General features: G+C 45.0%; 20 protein-coding genes. 7 read left to right on the forward strand and 13 right to left on the reverse strand.

Features of this window, described 5'->3' with window-relative positions:
- Positions 1-58: 58 nt before the first annotated feature.
- The 6 genes from LPW36_RS02330 (at position 59) to LPW36_RS02355 (ending at position 9882) form a co-directional block, all read left to right on the forward strand.
- Positions 59-1036, forward strand: a complete 978-nt coding sequence (locus tag LPW36_RS02330; protein WP_230607892.1) for an OmpA family protein — start codon at positions 59-61, stop codon at positions 1034-1036.
- 432 nt (positions 1037-1468) lie between these two features.
- Positions 1469-3631, forward strand: coding sequence for a type I secretion system permease/ATPase (locus LPW36_RS02335; RefSeq protein WP_230607893.1), 2163 nt, complete (start codon positions 1469-1471; stop codon positions 3629-3631).
- A gap of 102 nt (positions 3632-3733) precedes the next feature.
- Entirely contained in the window at positions 3734-4990 is a 1257-nt protein-coding gene (locus LPW36_RS02340) for an HlyD family type I secretion periplasmic adaptor subunit (protein ID WP_230607894.1), read from the forward strand.
- Positions 4991-5000: 10 nt separating this feature from the next.
- Positions 5001-7172 (forward strand): TolC family protein, encoded by a 2172-nt coding sequence (locus LPW36_RS02345; RefSeq protein WP_230607895.1) that lies wholly within the window; start codon positions 5001-5003, stop codon positions 7170-7172.
- 103 nt (positions 7173-7275) lie between these two features.
- Positions 7276-7563: a transposase-like zinc-binding domain-containing protein gene (locus tag LPW36_RS02350; RefSeq protein WP_230607896.1), complete on the forward strand. Its 288-nt coding sequence runs from the start codon at positions 7276-7278 to the stop codon at positions 7561-7563.
- A gap of 333 nt (positions 7564-7896) precedes the next feature.
- Positions 7897-9882, forward strand: coding sequence for a BCCT family transporter (locus LPW36_RS02355; protein WP_230607897.1), 1986 nt, complete (start codon positions 7897-7899; stop codon positions 9880-9882).
- 124 nt (positions 9883-10006) lie between these two features.
- Here LPW36_RS02355 and LPW36_RS02360 read toward each other — a convergent pair whose 3' ends face one another.
- The 13 genes from LPW36_RS02360 to acuI all read right to left on the reverse strand — a co-directional run bounded on the left by LPW36_RS02360 (position 10007) and on the right by acuI (position 22591).
- On the reverse strand, positions 10007-10540 hold the full coding sequence (locus tag LPW36_RS02360; RefSeq protein WP_230607898.1) for a hypothetical protein: 534 nt from the start codon (positions 10538-10540) through the stop codon (positions 10007-10009).
- Positions 10541-10831: 291 nt separating this feature from the next.
- Positions 10832-11767 carry a LysR family transcriptional regulator gene (locus LPW36_RS02365; protein ID WP_230607899.1) on the reverse strand — a complete coding sequence of 312 codons (936 nt, stop codon included), beginning with the start codon at positions 11765-11767 and terminating at the stop codon, positions 10832-10834.
- Between the two features lie 1063 nt (positions 11768-12830).
- A complete protein-coding gene (fis, locus tag LPW36_RS02370) occupies positions 12831-13127 on the reverse strand; it encodes a DNA-binding transcriptional regulator Fis (RefSeq protein WP_029096993.1) in 297 nt (98 codons plus the stop codon).
- Positions 13109-14116, reverse strand: coding sequence for a tRNA dihydrouridine synthase DusB (gene dusB / locus LPW36_RS02375; RefSeq protein ID WP_230608021.1), 1008 nt, complete (start codon positions 14114-14116; stop codon positions 13109-13111). Before dusB ends, fis begins: the two co-directional genes overlap by 19 nt.
- A 343-nt stretch (positions 14117-14459) precedes the next feature.
- On the reverse strand, positions 14460-15350 hold the full coding sequence (prmA, locus tag LPW36_RS02380; RefSeq protein WP_230607900.1) for a 50S ribosomal protein L11 methyltransferase: 891 nt from the start codon (positions 15348-15350) through the stop codon (positions 14460-14462).
- 47 nt (positions 15351-15397) lie between these two features.
- Complete coding sequence (gene panF, locus LPW36_RS02385; protein WP_230607901.1) at positions 15398-16846, reverse strand: sodium/pantothenate symporter; 1449 nt, start codon at positions 16844-16846, stop codon at positions 15398-15400.
- Positions 16836-17081, reverse strand: a complete 246-nt coding sequence (locus tag LPW36_RS02390) for a YhdT family protein (RefSeq protein ID WP_230607902.1) — start codon at positions 17079-17081, stop codon at positions 16836-16838. The genes panF and LPW36_RS02390 overlap by 11 nt, the downstream gene beginning before the upstream one ends.
- A 200-nt stretch (positions 17082-17281) precedes the next feature.
- Entirely contained in the window at positions 17282-18637 is a 1356-nt protein-coding gene (gene accC, locus LPW36_RS02395; RefSeq protein ID WP_230608022.1) for an acetyl-CoA carboxylase biotin carboxylase subunit, read from the reverse strand.
- A 23-nt stretch (positions 18638-18660) separates the two neighbouring features.
- The gene (gene accB / locus LPW36_RS02400) at positions 18661-19119 is read right to left on the reverse strand and encodes an acetyl-CoA carboxylase biotin carboxyl carrier protein (protein ID WP_230607903.1); all 459 of its coding nucleotides are present in this window, start codon (positions 19117-19119) and stop codon (positions 18661-18663) included.
- A 40-nt stretch (positions 19120-19159) separates the two neighbouring features.
- Positions 19160-19603 (reverse strand): type II 3-dehydroquinate dehydratase, encoded by a 444-nt coding sequence (aroQ, locus tag LPW36_RS02405; protein WP_230607904.1) that lies wholly within the window; start codon positions 19601-19603, stop codon positions 19160-19162.
- Between the two features lie 220 nt (positions 19604-19823).
- Entirely contained in the window at positions 19824-20438 is a 615-nt protein-coding gene (gene msrQ, locus LPW36_RS02410; protein ID WP_230607905.1) for a protein-methionine-sulfoxide reductase heme-binding subunit MsrQ, read from the reverse strand.
- Positions 20438-21439: a protein-methionine-sulfoxide reductase catalytic subunit MsrP gene (gene msrP / locus LPW36_RS02415; RefSeq protein ID WP_230607906.1), complete on the reverse strand. Its 1002-nt coding sequence runs from the start codon at positions 21437-21439 to the stop codon at positions 20438-20440. Before msrP ends, msrQ begins: the two co-directional genes overlap by 1 nt.
- 174 nt (positions 21440-21613) lie before the next feature.
- Positions 21614-22591 (reverse strand): acrylyl-CoA reductase (NADPH), encoded by a 978-nt coding sequence (acuI, locus tag LPW36_RS02420; protein WP_230608023.1) that lies wholly within the window; start codon positions 22589-22591, stop codon positions 21614-21616.
- A gap of 369 nt (positions 22592-22960) precedes the next feature.
- Between acuI and csrD the strand changes: the two genes are divergently transcribed.
- Entirely contained in the window at positions 22961-24898 is a 1938-nt protein-coding gene (gene csrD, locus LPW36_RS02425; RefSeq protein ID WP_230608024.1) for an RNase E specificity factor CsrD, read from the forward strand.
- Positions 24899-25074: the final 176 nt, after the last annotated feature.

Below are 25074 nucleotides of genomic sequence, written 5' to 3' on the forward strand. Positions count from 1 at the left end.
GGCAGTCCTTTCGGGACACTGCTTAATTTACCAATAATTGAATAACCCAGGAGTAAACATGTTTAGGGAAAATGAGAAGTCTGAAGTGAATAAGCTGGCAACACTACTGCGTATTTCTGCGATGGGACTGGTTCCTGCTTTACTGGCCTTTAATGTAACCGCTGCTGGTGCACTGGCAAATGATGTGATGGAAATCAGCTCAACGGAAGAAGCCACGGCGGCGGCTCCGGTGGTACTGACCCATACCGGTACACAATACGTTCCCGTATCCAGAGTAAGTGAAAATCTGGTTCAGGTGGTGCTTTACCGCCCGGCTGGTGATATGGGTGTGGGGGTCTCTAACGTCTACGTCGATCGTGAGTTTCAGGGCGCGTTAAGAAACGGTGAATTCACCGTATTTTGCGTGGAACCCGGCAAACATATTATCGAAGCCTATGCGGACGATGCGCCAAACTACAGTGGCAAAGAAGCACCAAAAACCATTGCCCGTCTTAACGGCGGTAAAACCTACTTTATTGAAACTAACCGCGTACCGGGCGTAGGTACACCTATCGCAGTGGCCCGTACTCAGGCAGAAAGCAAACTGTTTGGCTACAAAGGCGGAGCGACCATCAATCGCGCTTCAGCGGTACGTGCCTGTGACTACGTGGGCGGCTCACCATTAGGTAACGTGCTGTTCAGCTTCGCCGGTAAAAACGTATCGGATATCGAAGCGGGTGGCACCGAAATCGTACAAAACATGGCAAGCCACATTAAGGACCTGCCTGCTGGCTCGCGTGTGAATATTATTGGTCATGCTGACCCGGTAGGTAACTCATCGTTTAACCAGAAGCTGTCGGTACAACGTGCGGAAATCGTGAAGAAAATGTTGCTCTCCTATGGCGTATCTCCATCAGTATTGTCAGTCAGCGGTCAGGGAGACAGAGATCTAACGGTTGACTGCTCGGGGCTGCCAAACAACGAACGCAACGTTTGTAACCGGGCTAACCGCCGCGTCGATACCATGATCCAAACTGATAGGGGTACCGGTTACTAAGAGTAATGAAGTAAGTCATACCGGCTCAGTACCTGAGTTTGTACTAACCGGTTTGGTAGTGAGAAAAATAATTGGCTTTGAATTTAAAGAAGTCAATTGGAGGGAGAGATTTACAGGTTAACGCCTGTCCTTCGGGGCAACACAAGCGTTGTCCGTTGGAGTCGATCTGGCGCAAGTGCTGGCACGCAGGGTGAAACACCGCAAGGTGTTTCATAACTGCTCTGGGGAATCCAGGCCCGGCGCTCTCCGGGGAAAAGTACAGACGGTCTTCCGGCCGGGTATCAAAGAGATATGAGCAATATCGCTTTTACGGCCGGAATACCTACAAAAGTTAATTTAGAGAAGTAACGTAATGATATGGGCAGTGGATTTTCAACAAGTCCTCTACCCATATCAACAGAGAAAGTAACAACAACAGGAATAACTATAATTATGAGCCAGGATTTCGCCCCCGTAACAGGCGCCGAACATGATAGCTTGCTTTGGTCCGTTCAGTGGCTGGCCGCTTACTACAACAAACCAGCCAGCGTTGCCGTGCTGTATGCCGGTTTGCCAAAAGAGCAGAAACTGACTTCCCAACTAGCCCTGCGTATGTTGGATCAAATTGGTATGGGGGCCGCATGGGTGGAACGGGACTTGGATCAGTTATTCTCCTATCTGTTTCCGGTAGTTCTTACCCGTAAAGACGGTAGTCACTGCATCGTTATTGAACGTAGCAGCGGTAAAGGCGCAGCTACGGCTTATCGCGTAATCCTGCCGGAGAACAGTGGTGAAGTAACGCTGTCGACTCGTGCGTTGGGAGAGATGTACTCCGGTTATGCCCTATTATGTAACCCTAAACCAAAGCTGGATGAGCGTAGTAATGACTGCCTGCCAGAGCCAAATAAAGAAGGCCACTGGTTGTTCTCTACCCTGTGGCGCTATCGCCATTACTTTTCAAGTGCGGCGTTAGCTGCGTTATTGGCTAACATACTGACTCTGGCCTCCACCTTCTTTACCATGAACGTATATGACCGGGTGGTTCCTACCCAGGCTTATGTCACTCTGTGGTCTCTGGGTATCGGCGTGTTTATTGCCATCATCTTCGAGTTTGTCTCACGGTTAGTGAGAGCTCACTTGTTTGATATTGCTGGTAAAAAGGCTGACCTCCTGTTAGGCACTATGTTGTTTCGTCAGGTTCTGGGCATTCGTATGGAGAGCAAACCACAATCCTCCGGCGCCTTTGCCAACCAGCTGCGCGAATTTGAATCAGTACGTGATTTTGTTACCTCAGCAACGCTGTCTACGTTATCGGATCTGCCGTTTTGTGCCCTGTTCCTGTTTATTATCTATCTGGTGGCGGGACCGCTGGTGCTGGTACCACTGTGTGCGGTACCGATTATCCTGATTGTCAGCCTGTGCGTGCAGTGGCCACTGGCGAAAAACATGAAAGAAAACCTGCGGGAAATCTCCCTTAAGCAGGGGCTGCTGATTGAAACTATCGATGGTCTGGAATCGCTGAAAGCGGCTCAGGGTGAAGGGGTAATGCAAAAACGCTGGGAAGATTTCAGCGCATTAGCCGCAGCAACCTCGATGAAATCTAAAGCATTATCCAGTACCACCACCACCTTCGTCAGCTTTATGCAACAACTGACTACAGTAGCCATCGTTATCTGGGGGGTATATCTGATCCATGCTGGTGAATTGACTATGGGTTCTATGATCGGTGCCGTGATCTTATCGGGTAGAACCTTGTCGCCACTGGCATCGGTGGTTGGTCTGACTTTGCGCTTTCAACAGGCAAAAGCCGCATTAAGTTCGTTAAATCAATTGATGAAAATGCCTACAGAACGTGACGAAAAAATTCACTACCTGTCGGCACCCAATTTTACCGGCAATCTGCGTTTAAAAAACATCAATTTCAGTTATCCAAGTGGCGGCATGATGGCATCGCCAGTCGTGTTGCAGAAAATCAATATATCTATTAGCCGAGGGGAGCGTGTCGCAATTCTTGGCAGTATTGGTAGCGGTAAATCCACTTTACTGAAAGTGATGGCGCGACTGTTTCAGCCGGGTGCAGGCCAGTTAATGATTGATAACGTGGATGCCACTCAGGTAGACCCGGCTGACTGGCGCACGTCGGTGGGCTATGTGGGGCAGGACAGTCGTCTGTTCTTTGGCACTCTGAGAGAAAACGTCAGTATCGGTAAGCCGTCAGTTTCCACCGAGGAATTGTTACAGGTAGCCCATATGACCGGTCTGGATAAAGTGGCTATGCGTCATCCACTGGGTTTTGAAATGCCTATTGGTGAAATGGGACAGGGGATTTCTGGCGGCCAGAAGCAACTGGTGTCACTGGCGCGTTGCCTGTTGCTGAAGCCAAAAATTCTGCTGATGGATGAACCGACCAGTTCAATGGATGCCATGACGGAATTGCTGTTTATCAACAAGTTAAAAACCTCCATTACTGACCAGACGGTGGTACTGGTGACTCACCGTTTCTCTCTGCTGGAGCTGGTGGATCGGTTGATTGTGCTGGATGAAGGTAAGGTGGTTGCTGATGGGCCAAAAGATGAGGTTATCGCTGCACTAAAAGCCAATGGTAAAGCGCAATAACACTCATCTTTGAATCGGACGCGTAGAGTGAAACGGGCCTGCAGGGACGTGTATAGCAGGTAGCAATAGATAGCGCCGTGAGCGCCGGGGAATACAAGCTCAATGACAGACAAGATACAAAAAATAGGTGGCGGGCTGCCGACACCAACAGGAAAAGTAAAAAACAGCGATCTGCCTTTTATGCGTGACCTGCAGGAAGCGCTGATTGAGCAGAAAACGCCGTTCAGTTTGATCATGCTGTATCTGATTGGCGCGATCCTGATTATTGCCATTGTCTGGGCGAAGTTTGCACGGGTGGAGGAAATCACTCTGGGAGAAGGCCGGATTATTCCTGCCAGCCGTGAGCAGATTATCCAGAGTCTGGAAGGTGGGATTCTGGAAGAACTCAACGTGCGTGAAGGTGACATTGTAGAAAAAGGTCAGGTGTTGCTGAAAATTGACCCTACGCGGGTTGGCGCGATTTACCGCGAGGGTGTTTCTAAAGTGATAGGCCTGAGAGCCACTATAGCCCGCCTGCGTGCCGAAGCTTATGATACGCCGCTGGAATTTCCGCCAGATGTGATGGCTGTACCGTCGGTATTGAAAGATGAAACTCAGGCTTATAACTCTCGTAAGCAAACGCTGGATGAGAGTGTGAAAACCTTGAGAATCAGCCTGAAGCTGGCAGAAGACGAAATTAATCTGTCCGAACCATTAATGAAAAAGGGCCTGATGTCAGAAGTCGAGCTGTTGAGAATGCGCCGTCAGGCTAACGAGTTTCGCCTGCAAATCTCCGAACGTCAGAACCGATTCCGTTCTGAAGCTAACGCCGAATTAAACAAATTTGAGAGTGAGCTGGCCCAGAGCTTAGAGAACGTAGCGGCACGAGAAGACGTGATGAACCGTACTACCATTGTGGCGCCGGTAAGGGGCACGGTGAATAACATCAAAGTGACCACCGTCGGCGGCGTTATTCAGCAGGGGGGCGAAATTATGGCGATTATCCCACTGGAAGATCAATTATTGGTAGAGGCAAAGATTAAGCCCTCAGATGTGGCTTTCTTACATCCGGGTTTACCCGCGACGGTAAAAATTACAGCTTATGACTATGCGATTTACGGTGGTCTGGACGGCACGCTGGAACATATCAGTGCTGACACGCTGAAAGATGAAGACAAAATGCGTCAGGGTCGTGGTGATAACACGTATTACCGGGTGTTAGTACGTACTAACAAAGCGGCACTGACTGTTAAAGGTAAGGTATTCCCGATTATGCCGGGAATGATAGCTACGGTTGAAATCAGAACGGGAGAGAAAACCATACTGGATTACATCCTGAAACCGGTCTTAAAGGCCAGAGAAGCGTTCCGGGAACGGTAAGGTTTATATTATGAAGATCAAACAACTTGCCCTGCTGACATTATCTTTATCCGTGACGATTACTGCCGCCATGTCAGCCCAGGTGGATGAAAAGCTGTTACAGGCGCTACAGCCGGGTCGACGCGCGGGCGTAGTTAATCAGCCACCATCGGCTGAAAAATCTAAAACGGTTGTACCAGCCTCTGGTGATAATCAGGATTTGGTGCAGGCTGAAGCTGAAGCAGTGATTATTACTCCGCTCCCGCGTTCTGCGTCACCGGCCCGTGATGTTACCCCTGCGATTATTGTGCCGCCACCGGCACCGGTAGCAACCGTAGGTCGTGATGGTAACGATTGGCCGGTAGTAGAAAAGCCAGTAACAAACAATCAGGGGTGGGTACAAGACCGCTCTGTTCAACCAAAACCTGCACGTCAGTCGATACTACCCGTTGTGAAATCTGTTCCTGATTCACAGGGACCTGAGCTTATGGATATTGAAGAGCTCGATTCTGTTTCTCATGCAATGGCTGTCGGCGCTCCAGATACTGGCGGAGAGCCTCAACGAATCATAAGTGCACAGAATCCGAAACCGGTAGTACAGGAACCCATTGCTATTGTTGAGTCTGTGCCGGAAATTAAGCCATTGGCAGCAGTGCCTGAAAATAAAATGGTAGCAGCTCCTCAGAAGCCTGATGCAGAACAACTGATCTTTACTGCCATTTTATCGGATACCGAACCGATGACGGTATCAACGCCGATAAAACCAGATGAAGGTAAGCAGGTAACCTTACCGACGGATACCCGGCCTGCCTCTGTAAGTAAAACTGATAGCACTTTGACTAAAGCAGATGAAAAGGTTCAGCAGGATATCCTCAACTGGGATGCCAGTGATATCTCGTCGACGACACCGGGCAGCAGACAAAATATAGTCATTTCGTCTAAAGCGCAGGGCTATGCCAATAAGCCTCCGGTTGCCAGCGAAGGGATTCCATCCATTGAGTTTGTAAAAAGTACGGTACGCCAGGCACTGAATTTCAGTCCGGAAATTCGTAACGCTCAGGCTTCATTCACGGCGGCAAAATATGATGTAGATGAAATCAAAGGTACTCGCTGGCCGCAGGTAAAAGTGGGTACTAACTCGCCGGTATCCAACTTTGGTAGCGGTACTTACAACAGTAACTCTTCGGGTATTAACGATACTAGCGGTTCGGTGTCAGTGACTACGACTGTTTATGATTTTGGTAAAACCGGCAGTGGTATTCAAAGTGCGGAGGAGTTATCCAAATCAACTTTACAGATGGTGAAGCTGACCCGCAATCAAATCGCGTATCAAGTCATTGAAGGACTACTGACACTGGATAAGTACCAGAAAGACATCAAAGTAGCGAAAACTTATGAAAAGCGGATGTCCGATCTGGTGAATATGCTGTCACAAATCACCCAGACAGACAAAGGCCGTGGTAGTGAACTGGTACAGGCGCGCTCTAAGCTCTTACAGGCTCAGACTAACGTGCAGCAACTGGAAAGTAACTGGCGGGATACCCAAATCAAAATGACTCGTTTGCTGGGGCGTGAAGTGCATTTACCAGAAAGTTTGGTTTGGGATGAGTCCAATATTAGTTCAGGTAGCATTCTGGCTTCATTGGATAACCATCCACAAATTCAACGTGCTAAAGCAGAAGTGCAGGCCAGTCTGCATAAGGCTGATGCTATCAAATCTTCTTCTTATCCCAACATTAACTGGGTGGTGTCAAAAAGCACGGCCAAAGATATCTATGGTGATGAGCAGTCCTGGTACACGGGAATAAATGTGGAGTGGGATTTGTTTACTGGTGGTTCTGCGTCGGCTTCTCAGCAGGCGGCTGTACAGCGTGCACAGGCCACACAAATGCAGTTTGAAACCACCGTATTGGAGCTGAAATACAAAATCCGCAGCATGATCCAGGTACGAGACTCAGCTTTTGAAAGGGCGAAAGAGTATCGGGATTTATCGTCAGAGACGGATCGGGTAAGAACCATGTTCTATGAACAATGGTATTACCTGGGTAAGCGGTCATTACTGGATGTACTGACGGCAGAAAATGAACATTTTAACAATCAGATATCGGCTATCAACAATGAGTTCGATGGTTATACCGCCAATATCAACATTATGGCGGAGTCCGCAATGCTGCTGGGTTGGTTGAATATGCCGGTTTATTGAGCCAGCGGCTTTTGATGTTGTAACGATTGATAATAGCGACGTTTAATTAATTTATATCAATGAATTAAAAGGAATCTTCTTATAAGTAAGTTTGGAGCTGAATATGAATAATTGCTTAAAGAAAATAGCACCTATTTGCCACTATTGTGGTGGTAACGATTGCACTAAAAAGCATGGCGTAGGTAAGGCTGGGCTTCAGCGTTATTATTGCGTGAATTGCCGTAAAACTTTTCAGACCACTTATATATATAAAGGAAAAGAACAAAATATTGCTGTTCAGATAGAACGTTTGTGGGAGCAAAATCATACCCCAGAACAGATCAGCTTTGAAATGCAGGTCCGTTTATCGAGAGTGAAGGCCCATATTAAAGAGTTAGAAAATACCAATTGATGAAAATCCAATAGAAATATTGATATGTATGTTTTGGATTCATTAAAACAAACGCTTTAATCTACCGGTGATGCTGTTAATTTTTTCAATTCATAGGCGTTTATTAAACCCATATGTCAGGAACAAAAGGATTTAGCGCATTACCGCGCTGTTTCCGAATTTTTCATACAATGTGCACTATCATTGAGTTATTTCATTGGGTTAACAGCAAATCCGAACCAAATGACAAGAGATTAAGAAACGTCAGGCATACGTAACGAGTAAAAGAGCACCATTCTATCCATGGGTTAAATATCCTTTAGCGTTCAGGACCAATAGTTAAGTAGGAAAATTATGAGTCAAAACAAAGCCAAGCCAAGTCATATTAACCCTCCCGTTTTTTATATATCAGCGGCTCTGATATTTTGTCTGGTTACTTTTTCCGTCGTTTTTCCCGACGTGGCGAACCAACAATTTAAGGCGTTACAACAACAGATTTTTACTAATGCCAGCTGGTTTTATATTCTGGCGGTAGCTTTGATCTTATTAAGCGTAACCTTTCTCGGACTTTCACGTTATGGCAGTATCAAACTGGGTCCGGATCATGCCCAACCAGACTTTAGCTATCATTCCTGGTTTGCGATGCTTTTCTCGGCTGGTATGGGAATTGGACTGATGTTTTTCGGTGTTGCCGAACCGGTAATGCACTATCTGTCACCACCTGTTGGAACGCCTGAGACAGTTCAGGCTGCTAAAGAGGCCATGCGCCTCACTTTCTTTCACTGGGGGCTTCATGCGTGGGCTATTTATGCCATTGTTGCATTAATTCTGGCCTATTTTAGCTATCGTCATGGTTTACCTCTTACCCTAAGATCTGCCCTATTTCCTATTATAGGCGACCGAATTTATGGGCCTTTAGGGCATGCTGTAGATATTTTCGCTGTAATTGGTACTGTTCTTGGTGTTGCTACTTCACTTGGATATGGTGTTCTACAAGTAAATGCCGGTTTGAATCATCTTTTTGGTTTACCCATCAATGAAACTGTGCAGGTTATTTTAATTATTGCCATTACAGCGCTTGCAACGATCTCTGTTGTTTCAGGTTTAAATAAGGGCATTCGGATACTTTCGGAACTTAATCTTGGGTTGGCCGTGCTTCTTTTGGTGCTGGTTGCAATATTAGGTCCTACGGTCTTATTGTTGAAATCTTTTGTTGAAAATACCGGAGGATACTTATCTGAAATCGTTAGTAAAACTTTCAATTTGTATGCTTATGAACCTAAATCCAGTAATTGGTTAGGGGGATGGACATTACTTTATTGGGGATGGTGGTTATCCTGGTCACCGTTTGTTGGAATGTTTATTGCCAGAGTTTCACGTGGACGTACTATAAGAGAGTTTGTCACAGGGGTATTATTTGTTCCTACGGGCTTTACGCTTATATGGATGACGGTCTTCGGAAATAGTGCGATAAACATGATTATGTATCAAAACGCTAATGATCTGGCTGCAATAGTGCAGCAAGATACGGCACTGGCCCTTTTTAATTTCCTTGAACATTTTCCTCTGTCTACGATTTTATCATTTATTGCCATAGTAATGGTCGTGGTCTTTTTTGTTACTTCAGCTGATTCCGGCGCGATGGTTGTCGATATTCTGGCATCAGGAAGCTCAGATAAAACCCCGGTCTGGCAACGAATCTTTTGGGCAGGGTTAATGGGCGTAGTGGCGATTACCCTTCTTCTTGCCGGTGGATTAAGCGCATTACAGACGGTGACGATAGCCAGTGCTTTTCCATTTTCAATAATATTATTGATTTCAATATACGGGCTTTTAAAAGCATTGCGAGTTGATATTACTAAACGCGATAGCCAAACAATGGCCACTATAGCACCTACCGCAGCCAGAAATCCGATATCATGGCAACGCCGGTTACGTAATATTGCTTATCATCCAAAACGCTCACAAGTAAAACGATTTATTGATGAAGTTGTTCAACCTTCTATGGCATTAGTTGAAACTGAACTGGTAAAACAAAATACTCGAAGCGTTATTGATATGACTAAGGACGACAGAATTAGTTTCGAAGTCGATCTCGGAAATGAACTCAATTTTATTTATGAAGTTCGATTGCGTGGATATAACCCCCCAACTTTCGCTATGTCAGGATTGGAAAATGATGAGCTTCAGACTGAACAACATCGATATTTCCGGGCGGATGTATATTTGAAAGAAGGAGGGCAGGATTATGATCTTATGGGATGGAATCAAGAGCAGATCATTCACGATATTTTAGATCAGTATGAAAAGCATCTTCATTTCTTACATCTTGTTCGTTAAAAATTAACTCCATTTGTTACACTAATACCCGCCAGTTAAGCATAACAGGCGGGTATTATACTAATAAAAAGTCTGATATTGTTTGGTTTAAATGATTTTTGGGATGTTTGAACAATAAATAATTCTAATTAAACATCTTCTTTAGCGATGCTCTTTTATCAGAAAAGTCCTGATCTGCCGTATCCTCTGCTGTTGTAAAGGATACTGTAGCTAATTTTCCATTTAATTTAGTAAAAATCATAGCATGTATAATTTTCGAACCATCTACGGGTATTGCTATCCTTAACTCAATGATTCTGTAACCATCGATAATGACCTCAGACACTGTTGATTCAAATAATTGATAGTGTTGTTTTATTGCGGCGTACAACAGATCAAAATCCTCATCAGATATTTCTGAAAATGACTGAGCATAAATAGTCGGAGGCATGATCCTTATTCCATTTTGATCTGTTGTAGTTGAGGCAAGTGTTTTGTTTTTATTAGTGTTTTTAGTCGCATGAAGAGGAGAATGATGATTATATTCTTCTGCAAATACTGTGTATTGAAGCATGAAGAAAGAACTGAAAATCAGTAATAGAATTATTCTTTTATATTTATTATCATAGAAAATTGAAAATACATTAGATAGTGTATGAATTAATTTATTAATATTCATGATGTAATGCCTTTTTAACAATTAACCACATATCCCTATGTGATTAATATTGTAGATTTGACTCTTGTTATCTTATTGATTAATTTGGTTATTTATATATTGGTTAGTAATTGTTTAATGTTCTAAATTGATATGTTAATTTTGATGAAGATGCTCATCAATGAATAAGCTTCACCTGTATTAATTTGGGTTTAATAATTAAGATTAAATATCTTATTATGATTTTTATTATTTTTTCAAAAAATATATAAAACATTCAGCATATGATGCTACCTAATAATCAGTTATATATTATTTTGGCAGGACATGTTCGGATATATATCTATGAATAATATGCTCCCGTATGTATTTATGAAAACTGTCATTATTCATTGCCTTGTGCCAGTACATATAACTCATCATTGTAAGTTTTTCTCCTTTTACTTTGATTTTTGACAAATTCTCTTTATTTACCAGGTCTTCTGTAAACAAACATACCGCATCCGATTGGCGCAAAAGTGTCACAGCAGCGCTGGTTGAAGATGTTTTCAACACAGATTTCATGTTTAAGATGGCTTCACCCCAGAGCTTTTCCGCTAAAACTTGTATTTGCTCACGAAATAATACTTCTATCCACGGAAATTGAGCTATCTCATTGAAATCCACAACTTTTTCTGCCAGTGGATGACCTTGTCTTACCGCCAGAAAATACTCCATCTCAATCAGCTCACTTTGGCAAATATCATCTGACAATGCGTTACATTGCCCAAAGAAAAAATCAATATTTCCATTTTTCAGATCGGTTATGCATTGGTTATAACGTGTAAAGACCTCAAAAGTCACTGCTTGTTCTATACATTCACGTTTTACAAAATTATAAAAAAGTACCGACACATCATTAATATAGATATCTTCAGGCACACATACCCGGTAAACCTCTTTTTGTGGTGAGCATGGTTTAACTTCCCTGCGTTTATCAAGTAACACTTCCAGGTTTGCCAAAACAATCTCTAATTCAGGGTACAGTCGTTCTGCAAATGGGGTGAGTTTCATTCCGTTTGCACTACGCACAAGCAATTGGTCGTCAAATAATTCTCGCAAGCGAGCTAACTGGTGACTTATTGCTGGTTGACCAAGATGCATCTGCCGTGCAGCCTTGCTAACTTGTTTAGTTTTAAGTAAAAAATAAAGTGTGACCAACAGGTTAATGTCGCTTCTTATTATGCGTGAAAGGCTACTTTGTTGCATGATGAGGCACCTTTTAGAATTTATTATATAAAGAATGCTATATTCATTATAAGCGTATTCTTAAACTATTATTCTCCAGAAATTTTCACGATAGAACAATTATCTTTTCTAAAGAATCACTGTGTGTTTAACTTATGACACTGTTTCTTATGTTCGATGCGTGTCATTTTTTCGAAATAATTTTTATTATTAGTTGGATTAAAGGCTGAGCTCTGATCTTATTTTAAGGTTTTTTGATGTTTTTAATTAGGCTCACTAACAGATCTTTTGATTTTTAGGTTAAGCTAATTATTGTTTAGATCATTATCTAAAGAGTTATAAAGAATTCATATTAATAAATTTATGTCTTTGGTTTATTAATATTGTAGTGAAATTTTACTATTGAAAAACAATTTCATTATATAAATTAAGTCCATTGAAATAATCCAGTTTTTGTGTGGTTATTATATAACAGGTATATAAGATACAGGATAATTATAAATAATAATAATTATTTATAATGATAACAATTATTATAGTAATTAATACTGCGTATTATAAGTTCTAACGTGTAAAAATTCAGATATAGATATAAATTTAATTCATTAATTGATTGTTAATAAAGGAATATATCATTTTGATTTATGGGTTGATTTTTCGATATGACTTCTACAATTAACAAAAATGAAGTATTTGAATTTTATTATGGCATTCAAAAGATAGTGGTGATCCGATACTTTCTAACTTATTATTTTTGAGTGATTATATGTATGCTAATTTATTGTTCTATTGATATGGATTCAGTTGATTTTAATGTCAGTACTGAATTATGAATGAACAATATTGCTGGCGTGTGAAATAGATAATAGTTACCAAAGCAGTTGTAAGAGTATAAAACTGATAAATTACTCAACTGCTTTGTATTTAGGTTCAGGATTGATAATGCGTTTGCTACCTCTGAGTCATAATATGGCTTGTCGGTATTCTAATGCGGTATTAATAGCATGGTATGCTTAATAAATAATAAAAAAGGCACTTACCCAAACAGCATAAGCGCCTTCTGAAATCAGTTAACTGACTGGTATCAGTTCATACCGTATTTTTTCAGTTTCTTGCGCAGAGTACCACGGTTGATACCCATCATGGTTGCAGCACGGGTCTGGTTACCGCGAGTGTACTGCATAACCATATCCAACAGAGGTTGTTCAACTTCGGCCAGTACCAGTTCATAAAGATCGTTAACGTCTTGACCGTTAAGCTGAGCAAAGTAGTTCTTTAATGCCTGTTTAACCGAATCACGCAGAGGTTTTTGAGTGACCTGGTCTTGTGAATTTACGGTAGCGACTGTTAGTACGTCAGAATTTACGCGTTGTTCGAACATAGTTCTGTTAGCTCTTCTATCTGTTTAGGCAAAATTTCAAAATATGCCCCCAGTGCATCCAGTTGCTCATTGGCATTCTCGATTGCATTGAAGGTGCGCCGAAACTGGTCATTTGGGGCATGTTCCTGTAAATACCAGGAGACGTGCTTACGTGCGATGCGGAGTCCTTTGCCCTGACCGTAAAAGTCGTGCAATTCTCTCACATGCGAGGTTAACAAGCGTTCCACTTCGCCGAGTGGCATTGGTGGTAACAGCTCCCCAGTGTCCAGATAATGCTGGATTTCCCGGAAGATCCAAGGTCTTCCCTGAGCCGCTCGTCCTATCATCAGAGCATCGGCTCCGGTATAGTCCAAAACGGTTCTGGCTTTATGCGGGTCGGTGATATCCCCGTTAGCGATAACCGGAATATCTACGTTCTGTTTAACCGATCGAATGCTGTCATATTCAGCCTCACCGTTGAATAAACAACGACGAGTACGTCCATGTATAGTAATGGCCTGAATACCACTGCGTTCTGCCAGTTGGGCAATTTCAACACAGTTACGGTTTTCCGGATCCCAGCCGGTACGGATCTTTAATGTGACCGGAACGTCAACGGCGTTCACGACAGCATTAAGAATCTTCCCAACTAACTCCGGATACTGCAACAGTGCAGATCCTGCCAGCTTGCGGTTAACTTTTTTGGCCGGACAGCCCATATTGATATCAATAAGCTGTGCTCCATTTTCCACATTAATGCGCGCCGCTGCTGCCATATCTTCCGGATCGCATCCGGCGATTTGGACAGCCCGAATACCGAGCTCATCAAGGTGTACCATACGCAATCTCGACTTATCGGTACGCCAGACTTCCGGGTTGGAAGAGAGCATCTCCGAAACGGTCATTCCAGCTCCCATCGCATAACACATCGTTCTGAAAGGACGATCTGTTATTCCCGCCATTGGAGCGGCAATTAAACGATTTGTTAGCTGAAGGTTACCAATGCGCATCGACAACGAAGACCATAATATGTCTGCAAGGGCGCGTATATTACGCATTTTTTGAATCAGATGAAAGGACAAACTTTGAACAATCGACGACTAAAATCAAAGAAATAAAACTGCTGAAGTGATTCAGGCTTTATTCATCATATTTAACAAAGAGTTATTGTAATTGGCTTTTTGAGGGGCATTTACAAAAATTCCGCACTATAGGTTAACGGAAAAACGCTTTCGCTGGTTATTGGCGTGCACTGGCGGGCAACTGTGAGTTAGTGTTTGAGCAAGCGTAAAAGCAGAAGGGGCTGTCTGTATTACCAGACAACCCCTTGCTTATGCTAACTTTTTAACCAAATTAGTTGGTTTTTGCTTTTACGCCGGTGATGCGGCACCACTCTTCTTTTTCTGCGACCGGATCGAGCAGGAACATCTCCTGATAGGCCTGAGCCACTCCTTCAGCCTGAGTGGCTAACACGCCTGACAGACCCAAATGCCCGCCAACGACCGGTAGCTGACTGATAATGGGGGCCAGTTCTCTTAATGGGCCAGCAAGGATGTTAGCAACCACCACATCGGCCTGCAGGTCCTGAGGCTGGTCTTTGGACAGATAGAGTGACAAACGCTCTGAGACGCCATTACGTTGCGCATTATCGCGGCTGGCCAGAATAGCCTGTGGATCGATATCAATGCCAATAGCTTTTGCTGCCCCTAACTTAAGGGCGGCGATGGCTAAAATACCGGAACCACAGCCGAAATCGATAACCGTTTTTCCGGTCAGGTCCAGTCCATCCAGCCATTGCAGGCAAAGTGCCGTGGTGGGGTGAGTGCCGGTACCAAAGGCTAAACCCGGATCGAGCATAACGTTAACGGCATTTACATCAGGAACTTCACGCCAGCTTGGGCAAATCCACAGCCGTTCACCAAAGCGCATTGGGTGGAAGTTATCCATCCATTCCCGCTCCCAGTCTTTATCTTCCAGTTGCTCGATTTTATGTACAAAATGGCTGCCCAGCAGTGGGTTATATTCCAGCACGGCAACCACCTGCTTCATATCCGTTTCAGCATCGTACAGGCCGATAACATCGGTATCCCCCCACAGACGCGTCTCTCCCGGTAGGGGTTCAAACACCGGTACATCATGGGTATCCTGAAAAGTGACAGATACTGCACCGCTCTCAATCAGTGCATCACCAATCTCTTCCGCTTTATCACCGGTGGTATTTAATTTTAACTGTATCCAGGGCATAGCAATTCTCTTTAAGGGATAAACGGATTATCCCGGTTGTGTAATGTTTATTTTGCCGGTATTACCGGTGCATTGACGGCACGTTCACCCAGTTTATTACCTATCAGGAAGGTAATAATGCCTACGCTTAAAGCAGGAACAATAGGGTGAAGGTTAAAAATCTGTATTTTCAGGGTAGCCAGCACCGCGTAGCACACTGCTCCACATATCATTGAGCATAGCGCTCCCTGAGCATTAGCCCGCTCCCAATATAATCCTAATACTAACGGCCACAGAAACACGGCTTCTAACCCACCAAAGGCTAACAGGTTCCACCAGATAATCATTTCTGGTGGACGCCAGGCCGCCAGAATCAACAGCAGCCCGAGAATAAAGGTTACACAGCTGGATATACGAGCCAGACGACGCTCATTGCGGGCCTGTTCGGGTTTCAGACTGAGGTAGAGATCTTTGATTAACGTAGCCGATGACTGAAGCAACTGGGCATTAATGGTGGACATAATCGCCGCCAGCGGCGCTGCCAGAAAGATACCGGCGGCCATTGGCGGCAGAACCTTAATCATCAGGGTTGGGATCACCAGGTCAGGAATTGTCAGGTCAGGCATAATTGCCCGCCCCAAAGCACCGGCCAGATGCATGCTGAACATCAGGATAGCTACAATGATGGTGCCAATAATAATACCGCGATGCACGGCTTTGCTGTCTTTATAGGCGATACAGCGCACTGCCGTGTGCGGCAGGCCAATGACACCAAAACACACCAGTATCCAGAAGGAAGCCATAAACGGCAGGGACAAAAAGTCATCGGCACCGGTTGGTGAGAGCAGTTTAGGGTCGATTTGCTGTAGTTTATCTACGGCATGGCCCAATCCCCCGGCGGCATAGATAACGGCAACCAGCAGCAAAATGGCGCCAATCAACATCACCATCCCTTGCAGGGCATCGTTTAGTACGCTGGCGCGAAAGCCACCAAAAGCAGTATACAGCGCAATGGTGACGCCAAATATCAGCAAGCCTATGTCGTAAGGTACGCCTGCGGCGGTTTCCAGCAGACGGGCACCACCGATAAATTGCACCGTCATTGCACCAATAAAGGCCAGCAGCAAACTGATACTGGCGAACCAGACCAGCGTTTTGCTTTGGTAGCGGGCATACAGAACATCATTCAGGGTTACGGCATTGTAACGTCGGGCTAAAATGGCAAACTTTTTACCCAATACGCCGAGTGACAGCCAGACCGCTGGCAGTTGAATCATGGCTAACAGTACCCAGCCCAATCCGTACTTATAGGCAGCGCCGGGACCACCGATAAATGAGCTGGCGCTGATATAGGTGGCTGTCAGGGTCATCGCCAGAATAAAGCCACCCATGGAGCGATCGCCAAGGAAATAGTCATTTAAGAAATTTCCTTTCTGCCGCTTGGTATAGGCGTATATCGACAGCCCAAAAACCAGTATCAGATAGGCCGCCAGCGGCAGTACGATATCAAGATGCATCGTTATTATCCTCCAGCGGAATATCCCGGAAGACAAAGCGCACCATAAACCAGCATAAGAGAATAAAAACCAGCGGAACCAGTAAACAGGCCATCTCAAACCAGTGAGGTAACCCGGTTATTCCCTGTTGTGAATCTGGCAGATAGGCCGCCAGCGTCCAGGCTATCAGATAGGCTATGGTTAGCCATACCGCCCAGCGCGCTTCTTTATGAGCCTGAAGAAAACGAGGATCCAATATGTACTCCATCACGTTAAACAGTCAGAGGTTATAGGCCAAAGGGTAGAATTGTACGGAAACGAACACGTTTGCCTAGGACTTTTTTGTGTTGCGAGGCAAACCCACCGTTCAGGCCAGTGACAGGGATGGGCGATATGCTTCAGGTAGAAAAAAGGCCGATAATTATCGGCCTTTCCGGATCGGTCGTTTCGGGAGGATTATTTCTCCTGAATACCCAGCATTTTTTCCAGATAGTGAATGTTGGTTCCGCCTTTCTCAAACCCTTTGTCATTCATAATCCGCAGTTGCAGGCTAACGTTGGTTTTGATGCCATCAATGATCAGTTCAGCCAGCGCATTCTTCATGCGGGAAATAGCGACTTCACGGGTTTCACCGTAAGCAATCAGTTTACCAATCATGGAGTCATAGTATGGTGGTACGCTATAGCCGGCATAGATATGAGATTCCCAGCGAATACCAAAACCGCCCGGAGCATGGAAACGGGTAATCTTGCCCGGAGAAGGCAGGAAGTTACCCGGATCTTCTGCGTTGATACGGCACTCAATGGCATGACCATGTACCTGAACATCTTGCTGTTTGACAGACAGTTTTTGACCGTCTGCCACACGTAGCTGTTCTTTAATCAGGTCAACGCCGGTAATCATTTCGGTAACCGGGTGTTCTACCTGAATACGGGTGTTCATTTCGATAAAATAGAACTCGCCGTTTTCGTACAGGAATTCAAAGGTACCTGCACCACGGTAGCCGATTTCCACACAGGCTTTGGTACAACGTTCACCGATGCTGCGACGCAACTCTTCAGTGATACCCGGTGCTGGTGCTTCTTCAACCACTTTCTGGTGGCGACGTTGCATCGAACAGTCACGTTCTGCCAGATATACCGCATTGCCCTGACCATCCGCCATAATCTGAATTTCGATATGGCGTGGGTTTTCCAGGAATTTTTCCATGTATACCATGTCGTTATTGAAAGCTGCTTTGGCTTCCGCACGGGTCATGATAATGGACTCTTCCAGATCTTTGTCGTTGCGTACTACGCGCATGCCGCGACCGCCACCGCCACCGGAAGCTTTGATGATAACCGGATAACCGATGCGTTTAGCCAGCTCACGGTTTCTCACCATATCATCATCCAGTGGGCCATCAGAACCAGGAACACAAGGAACCCCGGCTTTCTTCATGGCGTGGATAGCGGAAACTTTATCACCCATCATACGAATGGTATCGGCTTTAGGGCCGATAAAGATAAAACCTGAACGTTCTACCTGTTCAGCAAAGTCTGCGTTTTCAGACAGAAAACCATATCCCGGGTGAATTGCATCGGCACCGGTAATTTCGGCAGCGGCAATTAACGCAGGGATATTCAGATAACTTTTGACTGACTGAGCAGGGCCGATACAAACGGTCTCATCTGCCAGCAGTACATGTTTTAAATCGCGATCGGCGCTGGAGTGAACCGCTACCGTTTTAATGCCCAACTCTTTACAGGCACGCAAAATACGCAGGGCGATTTCACCCCGGTTCGCGATAACAACTTTCTCGATTTTGTCCATTTTTTTAGACATAGCTCGCCTCGTTATTCAATGATGACTAGCGGCTCGTCAAATTCTACCGGCTGCCCGCTTTCTAACAGGATCGCTTTTACCACGCCTGATTTATCAGCTTCAATTTGGTTCATCATTTTCATGGCTTCAACGATACATAAGGTATCGCCAACAGAAACGGTTTGACCCACTTCAATAAAGGCTTTCGCGTCCGGGCTCGGCGTGCGGTAGAAAGTCCCTACCATTGGCGAACGAACGATGTGACCACTGATAGCCGCTGGAACAGCCGTTTCAACTGGCGCAGCTGCGACAGGAGCAGGTTGCGCAACCGGTGCCTGAGGCAGAGCATATTGCTGCATTGGCGCTGCATAACTACCGGCAACAGGGCCGCGGCTGATACGTACTGACTCTTCGCCTTCAGAGATTTCCAGCTCATTGATGCCAGACTCTTCAACCAGTTCGATCAGTTTTTTAATTTTACGAATATCCATAGGTGTGATTCCGTATTCTCTTGTTACGTGGAATAAATAATTATTGCAAACGGCGCAGGGCAGCTTGCAGAGCAAAGTCATAACCGTCAACACCGAGGCCACAAATCACACCTACTGCGATATCAGAGAGATAAGAGTGGTGTCTGAATGGCTCACGAGCATGGACGTTAGACAGGTGGATTTCAATAAATGGAATATTGACGGCCAGCAGCGCATCCCGAATTGCTACGCTGGTATGGGTGAATGCTGCCGGGTTAATCAGAATAAAGTCAACTGAGCCACGAGCCTGATGAATCGCATCAATAATCTCGTACTCGGCGTTTGATTGCAGATGAGAAAACGCCACGCCTGAGCGCAGAGCTTCATTCTCTAATTTGGTCACGATGTCAGTCAGGGTCGTATGTCCATATTTATCAGGTTCACGCGCCCCTAATAGATTCAGGTTAGGGCCATTTAACAGCAAAATGTGCGCTTTCTTCGTCATTGTGCTGACATCTCCGGCAATCAAACAATAATCGGTAAAAATAACTCGATGTCAGCCAATTGTCACTCTTCTTCTTGTGAAATTGTACGAACGGATCAAATTAAAGTGCGCCATTATATCTATTTCGCCGAAATTAGCAGCTGTTTACTGGTCTTATCAGCGAAGATGGTTTAGACCATATAGGGCCAAGCCTTGGCGGGTAAGCGTTTGACAGATAAAATCATCGGCCTCTTTTTTTCTTTTCCCACCACTTTCGCAGCTTTTTGTAGCGATATGTCAGCAGTAATAGTGAGATTACTGCATAGACTGCCAGCTCTGGAGACAGCACTTTAGTGGATAACAGAGCATGTACTGGCGCCAGTATCGCTACTGCATAGATAAAGTTATGGATAGTTTGCCAGTTAGAACCCAGTTTTCGCTGGAAGTTCTGTGTTGAGGTTAATGCCATTATCAATAATATAAGCCAACTGATAATACCCAGAATAAGGTAGTTGCGTTTAATCAGTTCCTGCAACAGCAAAGAGATGTCTAAACCTAACTCTAAAACGCTGTAACAAATCAGATGTAAAGTTGCCCAGGCAAAACACCATAATCCAAGCAATCGCCGACAGCGAATCAGTATAGGTTGATGGAGCATCTGGGCCAATGGCGTTACCAGCAGGGTGGCCAGTAATAGCTTAAGAGCCATTCTGCCGGTGTAATGCTGAATGTCTTTTGCCGCATCGGCACTCAACCACCCCTGATTAATGGAGAGAATGAGCCATAGCAGAGGAGTAAATGCCAGCAGATGGAGCAGTAGCTTGAACCATTTAATATTCTCTGACCTGATTTTCACTAAAAGTTGCTCCGCAAATCTAATCCCTGATAGAGCGAGGCCACCTGATCGCCATATCCGTTAAACAAGAGTGTGGGTTGGCGTTTGACATCCAACAGACCACTACTGCCAATGACGCGTTCTGTTGCCTGTGACCAGCGAGGGTGGTCCACCTGAGGGTTTACGTTAGCATAAAAACCGTATTCATCCGGTGCGCTTAAATTCCAGGTGGTGGGTGGCTGCTGTTCCACCAGTTTAATTTCAACAAGGGATTTAATGCTTTTAAAACCATATTTCCAGGGGACAATCAGTCTGACAGGAGCACCATTCTGGTTTGGCAGCGTTTTGCCGTACACTCCAAGCGTTAGCAGAGTTAGCGGATGCATTGCTTCGTCCATACGTAAGCCTTCAACGTAAGGATAGTCCAGCCCCCCGCCAATATAGCGGCTATTTTGTCCCGGCATGTTTTCCGGATCGTAAAGGGTCTGGAAGGCCACATAGCGCGCTTTACTGGTTGGTTCAGCCAGTTTGAGCAGTTTATTCAGTTCAAAACCAAGCCAGGGGATCACCATCGACCAGGCTTCCACACAGCGCAGGCGATAAATACGTTCTTCCAGAGGGAAGCGTTTAAGGAGCTGATCCATATCCAGTGTGATCGGTTTTGCTACTTCCCCGCTGATTCGAATTTTCCATCCTTCGGTTTTTAGCGTTCCGGCATTGGCTGCGGGGTCGGCTTTGTCCAGACCAAACTCATAAAAGTTATTGTATCCGGTGACTTTTTCCTCCGGAGTCAAAGGTAGATTAGGATGGTAGTTGGCCGAAGGGGTAAAAGTGAGTGCTTTACCGGCGGGCGTTTTAGGTTTATCACCCCCGGTCAGCCATGAGAGTAGTTCTGCCTGAGCGTGATGAGGAAGCGCTAATGCCGCGGCACTGATACCCAACGCCTGTAAAATTTTGCGGCGTTGATAAAACAGTGTCTCAGGCGTTATTGCGTTTTCAGTTAAGCGTGTTTTTCTGACCATGATAGTGACTCTGACAGCAGAAAGTATTATGGATGATTAGACAAATCATTGTCCCGATTGTCCTGTTTTGCCAGAAATTAGATGGAGAATATTGCGATACAGAAGTGCAGAAGGGCGTCGTTCAGATTTACCCCACGGAGAAAAAACGTGGGGTATCATCATGACGTTGCGCCATCAGGCGATGTTTACCAGAACCCGACCGGTTACTTTACCTGACAGTAGGTTTTCCGCCGTGACAGGAACATCTTTGAGGGCAATTTCGCTGGTGGCTAGCTGATAGAAGTTTTCCGGCAGCAGTTTAGCCAGTCGTTTCCAGGCTTCGGCCCGACGCTCTGCCGGGATCATAACGGAATCCACACCCTGTAAACGTACATTGCGCAGAATAAATGGCATAACGGTGGTTGGCAGTTGGTATCCGCCAGCCAGACCGCAGGCAGCAACAGTACCGTTATAATTCATTTGGGCGATAACTTTTGCCAGCAGTTCTCCACCGGCAACGTCCACTGCGCCTGCCCAACGCTGTTTTTCCAGCGGTTTAGCCGTTTCGCTAAAACTCTCTCTTTCCAGTACGTTTTTTGCGCCAAGTGATAACAGATATTCAGCATTATGTTGACGACCACTGACGGCAGAAACCTGATAGCCCAGTTGATGCAGTAGCGCAACGGCAGTACTGCCGACACCACCGCTGGCACCGGTAACCAATACTTCGCCGCTTTCAGGCAGAACACCGCCTTCTTCTAATGCCATCACACACAGCATTGCGGTCAGGCCAGCGGTACCGATGATCATTGCTTTACGTTGATCCAACCCTTCAGGCATGGCAACCAGCCAGTCACCATTAACGCGTGCCTGTTCTGCTAATCCGCCCCAATGGGTTTCACCAACCCCCCAACCCGTGAGTAATACATTTTGTCCCGGGGTGAAGCGTGGGTCATCACTACTATGAACGGTACCGGCAAAATCAATACCGGGTACCATAGGAAAATTACGAATAATTTTGCCTTTGCCGGTAATCGCCAAAGCATCTTTATAGTTGATGCCGGACCAATTGATATCAACGGTGACATTGCCCTCAGGCAACTGTTCAAGGGTGACACCCTTTACGGATGCCAGTGTTTGTCCATCTTGTTGTTCAAGAACCAGAGCTTTAATCATTGTTTTTACTCTTATCTGAAAGTGAAAGGGGGTGAATGAAATAACCATTACTTCATTCAGAGCAACGGAATTATTGTCGTTATTATTCTCTTTTGTTGTTCCCGGGGCAATCGATAAGGGGCTGACATTTTTGTGATGGTTACTGAAATAAAGCAAAGTTGTTATTGAGCATATTGCTCTATTGTTCAGAAAATGACTATCACCTTTTGTAGATAAAAGAGTGTCTAAATCTTATTAAAATATGACGTTAAGCCCCTCGTTTTGATAAAGTCTGCTAAAATGTCGGTGAATTAGGTTGCGATGTAGAACATCCGTTCTGCAAACTTTGTATTGCTTTCCAGCATATTAGAATAATTTACTATGGGAATGAGATTTACCGCCAGATTATCTATTTTTATTTCTTTATTAGTTTTTCTCACCATGATTTTGGCACTGATGACCAGTATGTTAAGTGTCTATTTTGTAGGCGAGGAAAAAATGGAGAAGCATTGGTATGCGCTTGCCACTACGGTAGATCAGGCGTTGATTTATCAATCGCCAAGCGCTTATGACCGCTGGCTTCCGGTTGTGATGTATGCAACGGGGGTGCGCCATCTGACGATTAAAGACGAAAAAGATACAACTATTTATACCCATAGTAGTGATAACCGCCTCGGTTTCTGGGAAAAAGTTCACACCCTTAGCGATATCGATCTGGAACTACCTCAGCATCCCGGTTATCGCATGCAGATCCTTTATGTTAATCCGATTCTCAGCACACTCTTTTCATTACCAATTCTGTTAGCCATTATCACCGTCATTGTTTTTATTGGTTTGATCATGTTCTGGTGGATTCACTGGCTTAAACAGCAGTTCAAAGGCTTGCTGTTACTGGAAGAGCGTTCCCAACGAATTTTAGCCGGTGAGAGAGAGGGCGCTGAAGTTGCGGATGAAAAAGAGTGGCCTGTAAATACCAGCGCAGCCATTAACCGATTGTTGTCTGAACTGAGTAATATGAGCAATGAACGCGTCAGGGTAGATAAATTGATTCGCTCGTTTGCCGCTCAGGATGCACAAACCGGGCTTAATAACCGCCTGTTTTTTGATAATCAACTGGCGACTCAGCTTGAAGAGCCGAATGCTCATGGCGTCATCATGATGATTCGCCTGCCTGAATTAGAGTTGATGGCGAGTGAGCACGGCAAAGATGTGATTGACGATTTGCTGTATACGCTGGTGAATATGCTATCGACCTTTATTATGCGCCATCCGGCGGCATTACTGGCTCGCTATTTTGATAATGACTTCAGCGTTATGTTACCTCACCGTTCATTAAAAGAAGCCGATGCTATTGCCGCTCAATTGGTGAATGCGGTGGATATGCTGCCGGTATCATCCGGCATTGAAAAAGAGTCCCTGATTCATATTGGTATCTGCTTGTATCATGTAGGGCAGACGCCAGAACAGATTATGGATAATGCCGAACAGGCAGCCCGCACCGCAGTATTACAGGGCGGCAACGGTTGGTTTATTTATGATAATCAGGTGACCAGCGCCGCCCGAGGCAGCGTTCGCTGGCGAACTCTGTTAGAACAGATGTTGGATAAGGGCGGGCCGGATATTTATTACAAACCGGCAGTAACGGTAAAAGGTGAATTGAACCATCGGGAGATATTACTACGTATCCACGATGGTAATGATGAGCTACAGCCGGCAGAGTTTATGCCGTTGATACAACAATTTGGTTTAACCGAACGTTTTGACCGTTTGGTATTGAGTAAAACCTTACCTCTGCTTGACTGTTGGCCAAATGATACCATTGCGGTATCGGTTACCGTCGATTCCCTGCTGAAACACTCTTTTCAAGTGTGGCTGCGGGATAACCTGTTGGAAAAAGAAAAATCGTATCGAAAGCGAATTATATTTGAACTTGCAGAGGCAGATGTTTGTCAATATAGCGATCGCTTACGTCCGGTGATTCGATTATTGCATTTGTTAGGCTGCCGTTTAGGCATTATTCAGGCAGGATTGACGGTAGTGAGTACCATTTATATTAAAACCATGCCGATTGAAGTGATCAAACTTCATCCGGGTCTGGTACGTAATATCGATCGGCGCCCGGAAAATCAGCTATTCGTTGACAGTCTTATCAGCGCCTGCGAAGGAACAAATGTGGTGGTGATGGCCGTGAGCGTAAGAACACATCTCGAATGGGAAACCCTGCGTTTTCGCGGAATTGGTGGCGGTCAGGGAGAGTTTTTTGCCTCGCTAGTATTGATTCCACCTCCTAAAGAGAAAAATAGTAGTAAAAATCATCATTATTAACTCTGAAATGTTGATGATTTTCACGTAGAATAGCGTTTCCTACTTATTGGTTTCTGTTTGCCTGTATTAACAGTGCGCGTAAATCATTAAATCGAGTGGAAAAGTTTATGTGGCGTGTGTTTGGTTGAAGTTGAGTCAAACCTGCGCATTGAGCTCACGTTGGATGCGTTCATTAA

The organism is Limnobaculum eriocheiris (assembly GCF_021010575.1).
GTDB lineage: Bacteria > Pseudomonadota > Gammaproteobacteria > Enterobacterales > Enterobacteriaceae > Limnobaculum > Limnobaculum eriocheiris.

Excerpts from the sequence above, each read along its gene's own strand:
- LPW36_RS02330 (WP_230607892.1), top strand. The coding sequence starts at position 59 with ATGTTTAGGGAAAATGAGAAGTCTGAAGTGAATAAGCTGGCAACACTA.
- LPW36_RS02335 (WP_230607893.1), top strand. The coding sequence starts at position 1,469 with ATGAGCCAGGATTTCGCCCCCGTAACAGGCGCCGAACATGATAGCTTG.
- LPW36_RS02340 (WP_230607894.1), top strand. The coding sequence starts at position 3,734 with ATGACAGACAAGATACAAAAAATAGGTGGCGGGCTGCCGACACCAACA.
- LPW36_RS02345 (WP_230607895.1), top strand. The coding sequence starts at position 5,001 with ATGAAGATCAAACAACTTGCCCTGCTGACATTATCTTTATCCGTGACG.
- LPW36_RS02350 (WP_230607896.1), top strand. The coding sequence starts at position 7,276 with ATGAATAATTGCTTAAAGAAAATAGCACCTATTTGCCACTATTGTGGT.
- LPW36_RS02355 (WP_230607897.1), top strand. The coding sequence starts at position 7,897 with ATGAGTCAAAACAAAGCCAAGCCAAGTCATATTAACCCTCCCGTTTTT.
- LPW36_RS02360 (WP_230607898.1), bottom strand. The coding sequence starts at position 10,540 with ATGAATATTAATAAATTAATTCATACACTATCTAATGTATTTTCAATT.
- LPW36_RS02365 (WP_230607899.1), bottom strand. The coding sequence starts at position 11,767 with ATGCAACAAAGTAGCCTTTCACGCATAATAAGAAGCGACATTAACCTG.
- fis (WP_029096993.1), bottom strand. The coding sequence starts at position 13,127 with ATGTTCGAACAACGCGTAAATTCTGACGTACTAACAGTCGCTACCGTA.
- dusB (WP_230608021.1), bottom strand. The coding sequence starts at position 14,116 with ATGCGCATTGGTAACCTTCAGCTAACAAATCGTTTAATTGCCGCTCCA.
- prmA (WP_230607900.1), bottom strand. The coding sequence starts at position 15,350 with ATGCCCTGGATACAGTTAAAATTAAATACCACCGGTGATAAAGCGGAA.
- panF (WP_230607901.1), bottom strand. The coding sequence starts at position 16,846 with ATGCATCTTGATATCGTACTGCCGCTGGCGGCCTATCTGATACTGGTT.
- accC (WP_230608022.1), bottom strand. The coding sequence starts at position 18,637 with ATGGACAAAATCGAGAAAGTTGTTATCGCGAACCGGGGTGAAATCGCC.
- accB (WP_230607903.1), bottom strand. The coding sequence starts at position 19,119 with ATGGATATTCGTAAAATTAAAAAACTGATCGAACTGGTTGAAGAGTCT.
- aroQ (WP_230607904.1), bottom strand. The coding sequence starts at position 19,603 with ATGACGAAGAAAGCGCACATTTTGCTGTTAAATGGCCCTAACCTGAAT.
- msrP (WP_230607906.1), bottom strand. The coding sequence starts at position 21,439 with ATGGTCAGAAAAACACGCTTAACTGAAAACGCAATAACGCCTGAGACA.
- csrD (WP_230608024.1), top strand. The coding sequence starts at position 22,961 with ATGAGATTTACCGCCAGATTATCTATTTTTATTTCTTTATTAGTTTTT.